The 12,737-nt window shown below is 71.3% G+C and carries 11 protein-coding genes; 6 read left to right on the forward strand and 5 right to left on the reverse strand.

Annotation, left to right across the window (positions count from 1 at the left end):
• Positions 1-102: 102 nt before the first annotated feature.
• From KIS93_RS23395 to KIS93_RS23415, 5 genes are all read left to right on the forward strand, one after another.
• Complete coding sequence (locus KIS93_RS23395; RefSeq protein ID WP_080045644.1) at positions 103-1,203, forward strand: winged helix DNA-binding domain-containing protein; 1,101 nt, start codon at positions 103-105, stop codon at positions 1,201-1,203.
• 101 nt (positions 1,204-1,304) lie between these two features.
• Positions 1,305-2,267 (forward strand): sugar kinase, encoded by a 963-nt coding sequence (locus KIS93_RS23400; RefSeq protein WP_230465837.1) that lies wholly within the window; start codon positions 1,305-1,307, stop codon positions 2,265-2,267.
• Positions 2,268-2,335: 68 nt separating this feature from the next.
• Positions 2,336-3,385, forward strand: a complete 1,050-nt coding sequence (locus KIS93_RS23405; RefSeq protein ID WP_080045642.1) for a hypothetical protein — start codon at positions 2,336-2,338, stop codon at positions 3,383-3,385.
• 124 nt (positions 3,386-3,509) lie between these two features.
• Positions 3,510-5,168: a catalase gene (locus tag KIS93_RS23410; RefSeq protein ID WP_080045641.1), complete on the forward strand. Its 1,659-nt coding sequence runs from the start codon at positions 3,510-3,512 to the stop codon at positions 5,166-5,168.
• 60 nt (positions 5,169-5,228) lie between these two features.
• Complete coding sequence (locus KIS93_RS23415) at positions 5,229-5,486, forward strand: DUF1876 domain-containing protein (RefSeq protein ID WP_080045640.1); 258 nt, start codon at positions 5,229-5,231, stop codon at positions 5,484-5,486.
• An 8-nt stretch (positions 5,487-5,494) separates the two neighbouring features.
• Here KIS93_RS23415 and KIS93_RS23420 read toward each other — a convergent pair whose 3' ends face one another.
• From KIS93_RS23420 to KIS93_RS23440, 5 genes are read right to left on the reverse strand one after another with little or no spacing between them, the layout of a single operon-like run.
• The gene (locus tag KIS93_RS23420; RefSeq protein ID WP_080045639.1) at positions 5,495-6,415 is read right to left on the reverse strand and encodes a dihydrodipicolinate synthase family protein; all 921 of its coding nucleotides are present in this window, start codon (positions 6,413-6,415) and stop codon (positions 5,495-5,497) included.
• A complete protein-coding gene (locus tag KIS93_RS23425) occupies positions 6,412-7,401 on the reverse strand; it encodes an oligopeptide/dipeptide ABC transporter ATP-binding protein (RefSeq protein WP_080045638.1) in 990 nt (329 codons plus the stop codon). Before KIS93_RS23425 ends, KIS93_RS23420 begins: the two co-directional genes overlap by 4 nt.
• Positions 7,394-9,328: a dipeptide/oligopeptide/nickel ABC transporter permease/ATP-binding protein gene (locus KIS93_RS23430; RefSeq protein ID WP_080045637.1), complete on the reverse strand. Its 1,935-nt coding sequence runs from the start codon at positions 9,326-9,328 to the stop codon at positions 7,394-7,396. Before KIS93_RS23430 ends, KIS93_RS23425 begins: the two co-directional genes overlap by 8 nt.
• Positions 9,325-10,284 (reverse strand): ABC transporter permease, encoded by a 960-nt coding sequence (locus tag KIS93_RS23435; protein ID WP_080045636.1) that lies wholly within the window; start codon positions 10,282-10,284, stop codon positions 9,325-9,327. The genes KIS93_RS23430 and KIS93_RS23435 overlap by 4 nt, the downstream gene beginning before the upstream one ends.
• Positions 10,281-11,885, reverse strand: coding sequence for an ABC transporter substrate-binding protein (locus KIS93_RS23440; RefSeq protein WP_080045635.1), 1,605 nt, complete (start codon positions 11,883-11,885; stop codon positions 10,281-10,283). The genes KIS93_RS23435 and KIS93_RS23440 overlap by 4 nt, the downstream gene beginning before the upstream one ends.
• A 135-nt stretch (positions 11,886-12,020) precedes the next feature.
• Here KIS93_RS23440 and KIS93_RS23445 point away from each other — a divergent pair, with 135 nt between their 5' ends.
• Positions 12,021-12,731 (forward strand): FadR/GntR family transcriptional regulator, encoded by a 711-nt coding sequence (locus KIS93_RS23445; RefSeq protein ID WP_206066991.1) that lies wholly within the window; start codon positions 12,021-12,023, stop codon positions 12,729-12,731.
• Positions 12,732-12,737: the final 6 nt, after the last annotated feature.

Below are 12,737 nucleotides of genomic sequence, written 5' to 3' on the forward strand. Positions count from 1 at the left end.
GGCGTCTCAAGGCGGCGTCAGAGCCACATGCCGGCGTTCCGCCGGCGTCGCTGGGGCTATTGCGGCCCGGGACCGGCCGCAATAGCCCCTACCTTTGCTGTCATGGATCCCCTCATCAGCCGCAGGGCGCTCAACCGGGCCACGCTGGAGCGGCAGCACCTGCTGCGCCGCACCGACCGCTCCGTCGCCGAGGTCGTCGAGCACCTGGGCGGGCTGCAGGCGCAGACCCCGCACACCTGGTACACCGGCCTGTGGAGCCGCATCGCCGGGTTCCGTCCCGCCGACGCGGCCGACCTGCTGCTCTCGCGCGAGCTCGTCCGCATCGCGCTGCAGCGCTCCACCATCCACCTGGTCACCGCCCGCGACTGCCTGGCCATGCGGCCGCTGCTGCAGCCGGTGACCGAACGCATGACGCGCACGACGTTCGGCAAGCGGCTGGCCGGCGTCGACCTCGACGAGCTGGCGGCGGCCGGGCGGGCGCTGCTGGAGGCGAAGCCGATGACGTTCGCCGAGCTCGGACGGGCGCTGGCCGAGCGCTGGCCGGACGCCGACCCGCACGCGCTGGGCCAGGGCGTGCGCTGCTTCGTGCCGCTGGTGCAGGTGCCGCCGCGCGGCGTCTGGGGCAGGAGCGGCCCGGTCGCGCACACCAGCGCCGAGTCCTGGATCGGCTACGACGTGCCGCCGATGACGCCGGCCGAGCTGGTGCGGCGCTACCTGGCCGCGTTCGGGCCCGCGTCGGTGCAGGACGTGCAGACCTGGTCGGGGCTGACCCGGCTGGCCGAGGTGGTCGAGCCGATGGACCTGATCAGGCTCAGGGACGAGGCCGGCCGCACCCTGTACGACCTGCCGGACGCGCCCCGGCCCGGCCCCGACGTGCCCGCCCCGGTGCGGCTCATGTACGACTTCGACAACCTCTTCCTGTCGTACGCCGACCGCTCCAGGACGATCACCGAGACCGGCGCGGCGGTGCTGCAGAGTTTCATGGGCACGAACATCGTGCCGCGCGTGATCCTGGTGGACGGGGTCACCGCCGGCGAGTGGACGGTCACCCGCGCCAAGGGCGTCTCCACCCTCAACGTGCACCAGTGGGAGCCGATCAAGGTGCTGGACGAGGTGGAGGAGGAGGGGCGGCGGCTCCTGGAGTTCCTGGCCCCGGGTGACCGGCACGACGTCACCGTCCTCGACGGCCCCTCCAAGCGGTGATCGCCGCCTCCGAGCGGTGATCGGCGCCCCCGAGTGGTGATCGGCGCCTCGAAGCGCTGAGGCCGGTGGGCGGGGCGATCTGCGCCGGTATGGTGGTCCACGTGCAGGAACGCAACCCCTCGACCGACCTGGTGACCTTCGGCGAGACCATGGCCCTGTTCGCCGCCCGCCGCACCGGCCCGCTGCGCTTCGCCCGCGACTTCGACCTGGGCGTGGGCGGCGCCGAGTCCAACGTCGCGATCGGCGTGGCCCGGCTCGGCCACGCCGCCACCTGGGTCGGCCGAGTGGGGGCCGACGAGTTCGGCGACCTGATCCGCACCACGCTCATGGGCGAGGGCGTCAGCACGCACGCGATCCTCGACCCCGGCGCGCCCACCGGCCTGATGATCAAGGGCAGGCGCACGGCCGACCTCATCGACGTGCGGTACTACCGCAGGGACAGCGCCGGCTCCCGGCTGAGCGCCGCCGACCTCGACCCCGAGCTGATCCGGTCGGCCAGGGTGCTGCACGTCTCCGCCATCACGCCCGCGCTGTCCGCGTCGGCGCGCGAAGCCGTGCGCCACGCGATGACCGTGGCGCGCGCCGCCGGGGTGACGGTCTCGCTCGACGTCAACTACCGGCGCGCGCTGTGGACGCCCGAGGAGGCCGGGGCGTGGCTGCGGGAGGTGGCCGGCGACGTGGACGTGCTGTTCGCGACCGAGGCCGAGGGGCGGCTGATCGCCGACGTCGAGGGGGCCGAGGAACTGGCCAAGGCGCTGGCCGGGATGGGGCCGCGGCACGTGCTGCTCAAGTTCGGCGCCCGGGGGGCCATGGAGCTGTCGGGCGGCGTGGTGCGGCGGGCGGAGCCGTACCGGGTGACGGAGGTCGACTCGGTGGGCGCCGGTGACGCCTTCGCGGCCGGGTGGCTGGCCGACTGGCTGGCGGGCGCCGACCCCGAGCGGCGGCTCGCGACCGCGTGCGCGGCAGGGGCGTTCGCGGTGACCAGCCAGGGCGACTGGGAGAGCCTGCCCCGCCGCACCGACCTCGCCCTGCTCCACAGCCCCACCGACGGCGTCAACCGCTGACCGCCCGCGGCTTCGCCTGTCCGTGCCTTTGGCATGCGGCGAGTCGCGACATGTCATAGCCTGCCGGAATGCTCGATCACCATCTCGACGCGCTCTTCCAGGCGGCCGGCGACCGCGACCCCGACCGGCTCTTCGGCCACGCCTCGCAGCTCTACGCCGCCAGCGAGGGCGCCGACGAGCCGACGCTCTCGGCCGCGACGGCCCGGTTCGGCGAGGTCTTCGACCTGGTGCCCCCCGGCATCGGCGCCCGCCTGGGCATCGTGGCGGGCGCGCTGGCCGAGCGCGGCGCCGACCCCGTCCCCCTGGCCGAGCCGCTGGTCAAGCAGCTCACCGGCCTGCTGGAGCAGTCGGCCAGGTTCGCCGCGGCGTGGCGGGCGGCGACCGGCGAGGAGCCGCCCGAGCCCGACGACAACGACCCCGAGTGGTTCGTGGGCGCGGCCGCCCGCCTGACCGGCCTGCCGGAGGGGGAGGCGTTCGCGCTGGCCGACGCGTGGGCGACGGTCTACCTGGCGCACATGCCGATCCTGTCCATCCTCCAGCTCTCGCCGCGCCTGCGCGCCGCGCTGCCCGGCCGCGAGCGCCTGGTCGAGGCGCTGTCGGCGGTGGTGGCGGACCGCGCGGACCTGGAGTGGCTGACCGGCCTGCTCCAGGTGCTGGAGGACGAGCGCCTGATCGTCCTGCACCGGGAGAGCGGCCGCGGCTACGAGGTCGTGATCGGCGGCATCGGCGACAACTTCCAGCTCCACACGCTGCTGGCCGACGTGGTGAGCGGCCCGTCCGAGCACGGGCTGATCGAGGGCGTGCAGCCGGACCCGCAGTGGGTCCTGGCCGCCTCCGACGGCGAGGTGGACCCGGACGATCTCGACCCGGTGCACGGCCAGTTCAACCTGGTGGACGCGTACGGCAAGTGGATCTGGAACGAGGGCGTCCCCGCCGACATCCCCCACCTGGACGGGGTGCGGGTCGTGGTTCTCGACCCGCCGCCGTACGAGCGGTCGTGGAGCCCGGGCCGCCACTACCCGATGATGGACGGCCGCATCCGCCTGGAGCGGATCCTGCCGGCCGAGGAGGCCGCGGCCTGGCTGTCGAGGGTCGCGCCGGAGGGCACTCCGGACTGACGCCCGGAGGTCGCACCGCAGATCTTCGCGCCCGGCCCCTGCCCGCAGGAGCAACCTTTGCCGGTTTCCGTTCCGGCCTTGGGGGCAGGCGGGGAAGATCTCGTCCGGGGGAAGGAACGGTGCGATGACAGACGTTTCGGGCATGGGATCTCGGCCTGACGATGAGCGGCCAGTGCTCACCAACAGGCAGGGACACCCGGTCTACGACAACCAGAACCAGCGGACGGTCGGCCCGCGCGGCCCGGCCACGCTGGAGAACTACCAGTTCCTGGAGAAGATCAGCCACTTCGACAGGGAGCGCATCCCCGAGCGGGTCGTGCACGCGCGCGGCGCGCTCAGCTACGGCTACTTCGAGGCGTACGGCACGTTCGGCGACGAGCCGATCAGCCGCTACACCAGGGCCAAGCTCTTCCAGGAGCGCGGCAAGCGCACGGACATCGCGCTGCGCTTCTCCACGGTGATCGGCGGGCGCGACTCGGCGGAGACGGCCCGCGACCCGCGCGGCTTCGCGATCAAGTTCTACACCGAGGACGGCAACTGGGACCTGGTGGGCAACAACCTGGCCGTGTTCTTCATCAGGGACGCCATCAAGTTCCCCGACGTCATCCACGCGCTCAAGCCGGATCCCGTCACGTTCCGGCAGGACCCCAACCGGATCTTCGACTTCATGTCGCAGACGCCGGAGAGCATGCACATGCTCGTCAACCTGTTCAGCCCGCGCGGCATCCCGGCCGACTACCGGCACATGCAGGGGTTCGGGGTGAACACCTACAAGTGGGTCAACGCGCAGGGTGAGACGCATCTCGTGAAATATCACTGGATGCCGAAGCAGGGCGTGCGCAGCATGACGGAGGCGGACGCCGCGGCCGTCCAGGCACACGACCTCGGCCACGCCACGAAGGACCTGTACGAGGCGATCGAGCGCGGCGACTACCCCGAGTGGGAGCTGCTGGTGCAGATCATGACCGATGACGAGCACCCTGAGCTGGACTTCGACCCGCTGGACGACACGAAGGTCTGGCCGGAGAACGACTTCCCGCCCCAGGCGGTCGGCCGGATCGTGCTGAACCGCAACGTCGAGAACCAGTTCGCCGAGAACGAGCAGTCCGCGTTCGGCACCGGCGTGCTCGTGGACGGCCTCGACTTCTCCGACGACAAGATGCTCATCGGCCGCACGTTCTCCTACAGCGACACGCAGCGCTACCGGGTCGGCCCGAACTACCTGCAGTTGCCGGTCAACCAGACCAAGGCGGCGTGCCGGACGAACCAGCGCGACGGCCAGATGGCGTACTTCGTGGACACCGGCGGCGAGAACCCGCACGTCAACTACGAGCCGTCGATCCGCGGCGGGCTGCGCGAGGCGGAGTACGCGCACCCGGACGAGGTCGGCCCGACGATCACCGGCCGGCTCACGCGCAAGCGCATTCCGCGCACGAACGACTACAAGCAGGCGGGCCAGCGCTACCTGCTCATGGACGACTGGGAGCGCGACGACCTGGTGCGCAACTTCGTCGCCAACCTCAAGCAGTGCGACCGGGCCATCCAGGAGCGCATGGTCTGGCATTTCCTGCTCGTGGAGGACGACCTGGGGCTGCGGGTCGGCGAGGGGCTGGGCATCACCCCCGACGACGTGGCCGGGCTGGAGCCGTTGCGGAGCCAGGACCTGACGGAGGAGGACCGCGACCGGCTGGCCAAGCTGGGCAGGAACGGCCCCCGCGACGTCGAGGGGCTGAAGATGACCCACTGCGTGCCCAACGAGCGGGCCGTGCACGCCGAGCAGTGACCGCCGTTCTTTACGTCCGCCTCTCGGAGAGAGAGGCTGGACGTAAGGGAGGTGGTCGCCATGGAGTACAAGCAGTGGAACGTGCAGATCTGGATCAGCGAGGATGACGACGACGCCGTGACCACGGCCACGGCGGTGCTGTTCACCCCTGACGGCAAGCGGCACGAGAGCGTGGCGCACGCCCGGCGCAACCCGGACGACCGGCCGGTGCCCGGCATCGGGGACGAGCTGGCCGCCGGCCGGGCGCTGTCGGACCTGGCCTCGAAGCTCATCGAGGACGGCGCCCAGGACGTGGCCCAGCTCGCCAGCCCCGCCTGATCAGAAGATCACAGCAGGCCGGCGGCGGCGAGCAGCTTGCCGATCCGGCCGACCTCGTCCTCGCTCAGCGGGATCTGCGGCAGCGCGGTGACGGGGCAGTCGATGACGCCGCGCAGATACAGCGCGGCCTTGAACGCGCCGAGCCCCGACGAGCTGCCGCCCATGCGGCTCCCGCCGACGTGCACGATCTCGAACAGCCTGACCAGCCGCTCCTGCTCGGCCCTGGCCGCCTCCCAGTCGCCCTGGGAGGCGCAGCGGTACAGCTCGACGTACCCCTGGGGGTCCACGTTGCCCAGCCCGGGCACCACGCCGTCGGCGCCCATCCACAGGGCGGAGTCCACGGTCACCTCGGAGCCGGTGAGCACGCTGAACGGCGCCTCCCCGCTCAGGGCGTCCCGGCCCATGACGACGGCACGCAGGCCGCCGTCGTCGCCGCTGGAGTCCTTCAGCCCGGCCAGCGTGCCCTCGGCGGCCAGCTCCAGCACCAGCCCGGTGCTCAGCTTGGTGTGCACGGAGACGGGCAGGTCGTAGGCGTAGAGGGGCAGCCCGGCCCGCCGCGCGATGGTCCTGAAGTGGGTGCGGATCTCCTCGGGGTGCGTGCGCGTGTAGAACGGCGCCGTCGCCACCAGCCCGGACGCCCCGGCCTCGGCCGCGACGCGCGCGTGGTCGAGCACGCGCGGCGTGGTCATGTCGATCACCCCGGCCAGCACCGGCACCTGGCCGCCCACGTGCCCGACCACGGTGTCCAGCACGGTGCGCCGCTGCGCGTCGGTCAGGTACGCCACCTCGGACGACGAGCCCAGCACGAACAACGCGTCCACGCCGCCGTCCACCAGGTGGTCGACCAGCCGGACGAGCGAGGCCGTGTCCACCTCGTACTCCGGGGTCATGGGGGTGCACACCGGGGGGATCACTCCGGACAATCTCATACGCGCTCCTGAATCAGCTCAATGTCGGTCGCACCCGCCGCCACCGGGTGATGGCAGTGGAACAGGTGGCCGCCCTCGACGGTCGCCGCGGGCATCTCGGCGGCGCAGACGTCGTCGGCGCGCCAGCAGCGAGTGCGGAACGGGCAGCCGCTGGGCGGCCTGGTGGCCGACGGCACGGCGCCGACCAGCGGGATCGGGTTGATCGGCGAGATCAGCCCGGGCGTGGCCGAGAACAGTGCCCTGGTGTACGGGTGCCGCGCGCCGAGCGGCACCGATGCCGCCGGCGTCTGCTCCACGATCCTGCCCAGGTACATGGTGACCACGCGGTCGCTCATCCTGCGGACCGTCTGGATGTCGTGCGAGACGAACACCAGCGCCAGCCCCAGCCGCTCCTTGAGATCCAGCAGCAGGTTGAGTATCTGCGCCCGCACCGACACGTCGAGTGCGCTGGTCGGCTCGTCGGCCACGACGAGGTCGGGCTCCAGCGCCAGCGCCCTGGCCACGGCCACCCGCTGCCGCTGCCCTCCCGAGAGCTGGCCGGGCAGCGCGTCGGCGGCGCCGGCGGGCAGCCCGACCAGGTCCAGCAGCTCGCGGACGCGGGCGTCGCGCTGGGCGGGGGTGCCGCGGCCGTGCACGTCGAGCGGGTCGCGCAGCACCTGGCGGACCGGCAGCCGCCGGTTGAGCGCGGTGGACGGGTCCTGGAAGATCATGCCGACGCCGGTCCCGATCGCCTCTCGCCGCTCCCGCTCCTTCATCCCCCACAGGTCGCGGCCGCGGAAGGTCACGGTGCCCGCCGTGGGCCGTTGCAGCCCCACCAGCACCTTGGCCAGCGTGGACTTGCCGCAGCCCGACTCCCCCACCACGCCGACGGTCTCGCCGGGGCTCACGGTGAGGTTCGCGGCGGTCAGCGCGTAGACGCGGTCGCGCCCGAGCAGGCCGCCCGAGCGGGCCTTGTGCACGACGTGCACGTCCTTCAGCTCAAGCATGCTGCTCGCTCCTCACCAGCGACTCGGCGGGGTGGTGGCAGGCCACCTGGTGGGTGGCCGGGCCTTCCAGCACCGGCTTCTCGGTACGGCACACGTCGGTGGCCATCGGGCACCGGTCGGCGAAGCGGCAGCCGGACGGGAAGTCGGCCGGGGCCGGCACCACGCCGGGGATCTGCGTCAGCCGCTCGGCCCCCGACTCCAGCGACAGCACCGAGCCGAGCAGACCGCGCGCGTAGTGGTGGGCGGGCCGGCCGACCAGGTCGGCGGTGACGCCGGTCTCGACGATCTGGCCGCCGTACATGACGACCACGCGGTCGGTCACGTCGGCCACCAGCGCGAGGTCGTGGGAGACGAGGATCAGCGCGAACCCCAGCTCCTCGCGCAGCTTCAGCAGCAGCTCGATGACCTGCGCCTGGACGGTCACGTCGAGCGCGGTGGTGGGCTCGTCGGCGACGATCAGCTTGGGGTCGCGGGAGAGCGCCATGGCGATGAGCACCCGCTGCCGCTGCCCGCCGGACAGCTCGTGCGGGTAGGCCGACAGGGTGCGGCGGGCGTCGAGGCCGACGAGTTCGAGCAGCTCGGCGGGGGTGCGCCGGCCGCCGCGCCGGGTGAGCTGCTTGAGCTGGGCCTTGATGGTCATGGCCGGGTTCAGTGAGGAGAGGGCGTCCTGGTAGATCATCGCCATCTCGTGGCCGAGCAGGCGGCGGCGGGCGCGCCTGGACTCGGCGAGCAGCTCCCGCTGCTCGAAGCGGACGTGGCCGCTGACGCGGGCGTCGCGGGGCTGCAGGCCCATGATGGTCAGCGCGGTCAGCGACTTGCCGCAGCCGGACTCGCCGACCAGGCCCAGCACCTCGCCGGGCCGCACCTCGAACCCGATGCCGTCCACGATGTCCAGGCCCTCGGTGAACCCGATCCGCAGCCGCTCGACCGCGAGGATCGGCGGGCCCTGCGGCAGCGGGCGGGCCCGCTCGGCCAGCCTCCTGGCGGCCTCCGCCAGCCCCGGCAGCTCGACGACCTCGCCCGAGCCGGGCCGGGCCTGCTCGAAGGCGTCGTCGTCCTTGCGCACCTGCGCCTTGCGTGCCGCGGGGGCGGCCCAGGCGTCCGAGATGCCCTCGGACAGGACGTTGAGCGCCAGCACGGTGAGCAGGATGAGCAGGCCGGGGAAGACCGTGGCCCACCAGCCGCCGAGCAGCACCAGGTTCTTGCCGTCGGCGATGACGCTGCCCCACGACGGGTTCGGCGGGCGCACGCCGGCGCCGATGAACGACAGCGACGCCTCGAACACGATCGCGTCGGCCACCATCACCGTGCAGAACACCAGCACCGGGGCGGCGCAGTTGATCGCGACGTGCTTGAGGACGATGTGCGGCGTGCGGGCGCCGATGATGCGCTCGGCCGCCACGTAGTCCTCGCCGTACTGGGCGACCACGTTGGCCCGCACGACCCTGGCCACGGACGGCATGTAGAGGAACGCCATGGCCATGACCAGCACGGGGATGCTGCCGCCGAACACCGCCACGAGCACCGCGGCCAGCGCGATGCCGGGGAAGGCCATGATGACGTCGAGCACCCGCATCAGGGTCTCGTCCACGGCCCTGCGCGAGGTCGCCGCGATCGCGCCGATGATCGCCCCGGCCACCAGGGCCAGGCCGGTCGCGCCGAGGCCGATGATGAGCGACCAGCGGGCCCCGTACAGGAGCCTGGACAGGATGTCGCGGTTGGCGCTGTCGAGCCCCATCCAGTGCTCAGCGGACGGACCCCCGCCTGCGGCTTCCTGGAAGTACGGCGAGTGCGGCGCGATCCACGGCGCCAGCACCGCCGCCAGCACGACGACCACGATGATGCCGACCGAGACCCACGACAGCGGTTTCAGCCGGCGGAAGCCGACACCGGGCCTGGACAGGCGCTCCGTCAGTCCGCGTCTCATGTGGCACTCCTGAGCCGGGGGTTGACCAGCAGGTAGAGGATGTCGACGACCAGGTTGACGACCATGAAGCCGATCGCGATGGTCAGCACCACGCCCTGCACGACGGCCGGGTCGCCGTCGCGCACCGCGTTGATCATGAGCTGGCCCATGCCGGGCAGCCCGTAGATCGTCTCGATCACGACCGTGCCGCCGATCAGGTAGCCGATGCGCAGGCCGAGCACGGTCAGCGGGTTGATCAGGGCGTTGCGCAGCACGTTCCGGCCGACGACCACGATCATCGGCAGGCCGCTGCCGATCGCCGTGCGGACGTAGTCGCGATCCAGCTCCTCCACCATCGACGTGCGGATGATGCGGGTGAGCTGGGCGGCGATCGGCAACGACAGCGACAGGGCGGGCAGCGTCATCGACTGCAGCCAGCCCGTGACCGAGTCGGCCGGGTTGATGTAGCCGCCGGTCGGGAACAGGCCCTCGCCGACGGCCAGCCACTGGATCATCAGCAGCGCCAGCCAGAACGCGGGCGCCGCCACCCCGACCAGCGACACCACGCGGATCACCTGGTCCGGCCAGCGGTCGCGGAACAGCGCCGCCGTCACGCCGAACACCAGCGCCAGCACCACCGCCACGGCCAGGCCGAGGAAGGTGAGCTGCAACGTCAGCGGCAGCGCCGTCGTGACCGACTCGATGACCGGCTTCTTGGTCAGCACGCTGGTGCCCATGTCGCCGCGCGCCAGGTCGGCGACGAAGCGCACGTACCGGACGGGCAGCGGGTCCAGCAGGCCGTTGTCGATCTGGAACTGGCGGATCTGCTCGGCGGTCGGGTTCGCGCCCTGGAAGTAGGCGTACTCCGGCTTGACGCCGGAGAAGCGCATCACGACGAACACGAACGCGACCACGCCGAGGACCAGCGGGATCAGGATGAGGAGCCGCCGCAGCAGCATCCGGGCGACGAGCGTCATGTCCTCTTGGCCTGCAGCAGGTTGATGCCGGGGTACGGCTGGGCGCGCACGCCGGACAGCTTCTTCGGGTCCCACGCCGTCATCAGCTCGTTGTGCACGACCGGGTAGAGGACGGCCTGCTCCGCCACGAAGTCCAGATATTGGTGGATCAGCTCCGTGCGTTTGGCCTTGTCCGTCTCCTTGACCGCCTCGTCCATCATGGCGAACAACTTCTCGGTGTCCTTGGTGCCGTCCCAGTGGCTGTACTTCATCCACAGGCCGCCGGGCACGTAGTTGTAGTGCAGGATCAGGTCGGCGTCCATGCCGAACTGGTTGGGGTTCGAGGCCGCCGCCACCACCTGGTAGTCCTGGAACTGGTCCATCTTCGTGAACAGCGCGGCCGTGTCCTGCGGCTCCAGCGTCGTCTTGATGCCGACGGCCTCCCAGGAGGAGGCGATGGTGGGCAGGCAGTCGGCGATCCAGCTCACGTTCACGGCCATGAGGTTGATCGTCAGGCCGCTCACGCCGGCCTCCTTGAGCAGCGCCTTCGCCTTCTCCGGGTCGTAGTCGTAGACGACCGAGGCCCGCTTGTGGTCGGGGTGGCCCTCGTTGAGGAAGGAGCTGGAGGCGGTGCCGTGGCCCTTGAGCGCCACGTCGATCATCTTCTGCTTGTCGATGGCGTAGTGCAGGGCCTGGCGCACCCGTACGTCGTCGAACGGCTTCGTGGCGGTGTTGAACATCAGGAACATGTGGTTCATGCCCTTGCCGCCCTCGACCGTGAGCCCCTGCTGCTTGAGCTGGTCCACGTTCGCGTACGGGATGTTGTCGGCGATCTGCGCCTCGGCGGAGCCGCCGGAGATCTTGGCCACGCGGGCGGCGGCGTCCACGATCGTCAGCCAGTTCATCTTCTTGACCGTGGCGGGCCGCGGCCCGTTGTAGCCGTCGAACGCCTCGAAGGTGGTGTTGGACTTGGGGTTGTGCGCGGTCAGCTTGTACGGCCCCGAGCCGACAGCCTTGCCGCCCTTGGCCTGATCCCAGGCGCCGGCCTGGCTGAAGACGTGCTTCGGCATGATCTTGGCGATGGTCAGCCGGGGCGCCGCGTCCGGGAACGGGAACTTGAAGACCAGCTCCACGCTGCGGTCGTCCACCTTCTTCACCTCCTTCAGCCAGGGCTTGAAGAAGTTGCCGGTCAGGACGTTGTCCGGGCCCAGGATCCGCTCGAAGGTGAAGACCACGTCGTCGGCCGTGACGGGCTGCCCGTCGTGCCACTTGGCGCCGTCCCGGAGCGTGAACTTCCAGGTGGTGGCGTTCAGGTCGGCGGGCAGCGCGGTGGCGAGCGCGGCGTACGGCTCGCGGGTGATCGGGTCGGTGTCGAGCAGGCCCTCGTAGACGTGGGTGATGCCGGCCATGGCGAACGCCGAGGCGGTCTGCGTCGGGTCCCAGCTCTGGTCGTTGCCGTACCCGATGACCGCGGTGATGAGGTCCTTGTTGGATCCGGCGCCGACCGAGCCGGTCGAGGCCGGGCCTCCTGAACAGGCGGAGAGCGTGGCCGCGATGAACGCCGCCGCACCGGTGGCCCCGCTGTAACGCAGGAAGTCGCGGCGACTGAACTCAGAGCTCACGGATGCCTCCTGGGAAGAGATAGAACATGGGACATCCCATGTCCTACGATGTGCGTAAAGTGGACGCTAAATGCCGCCACGGCTTGAGGTCAACGGAAGATTTCCGGATTGTTACCTACGACGAAAGGATTCTTCATGACCACAGTCCCGCGTCCGGCGCGGCCCAGCCGCGCCATGGAGGCCCAGGAGGGCGTCAAGGACCTCATCGTCAGGCGCGGGCTGGTCGCGGGCGACCCCCTCCCCACCGAGTCGGAGCTCATGGAGGAGCTCCAGGTCAGCCGCAACTCGATCAGGGAGGCGCTGAAGGCGCTCCAGGCCGTGGGCATCGTCGACATCCGCCACGGCTTCGGCATGTTCGTCGGCCGCATGTCGCTGGCCGGGCTGGTCGACGAGCTGACCTTCCACAGCCGCATCACCCTGCAGAACGGCGCCAACCACCTGGCCCACCTGGTCGAGATCCGCGAGCTGCTGGAGAGCGGCCTCGTCCAGCGCCTCATCGAGCTCGGCCCCGAGGTGGACCTGTCGCCGGTCGCCGACGTCATGGCCAGGATGGAGAGCGAGGCGCAGGCCGGGCTGGTCTCCCCCGAGACCGACCGGCTCTTCCACGACCTGCTCTACCGCCCGCTCGGCAACCCCTTGGTGAGCCAGCTCCTGGGCGCGTTCTGGGACGTCTACTACCAGCTGCGCGACGCGCTCGGCGCCCCCGACGAGCCGCCCGCCGACGTGGCCAGGCGGCACCGCGACATCTACACCGCCGTCCTGAAGGGCGACAGGGACGCCGCCGTGGCCGCCGTCCGCGCGCACTTCGAGGGCGTACGCAACCGCACGGCCAGGATCGGCGGCTGAGAGCCG

It is taken from the genome of [Actinomadura] parvosata subsp. kistnae, from assembly GCF_900323885.1.
GTDB classification, from domain to species: Bacteria; Actinomycetota; Actinomycetes; order Streptosporangiales; family Streptosporangiaceae; genus Nonomuraea; species Nonomuraea composti.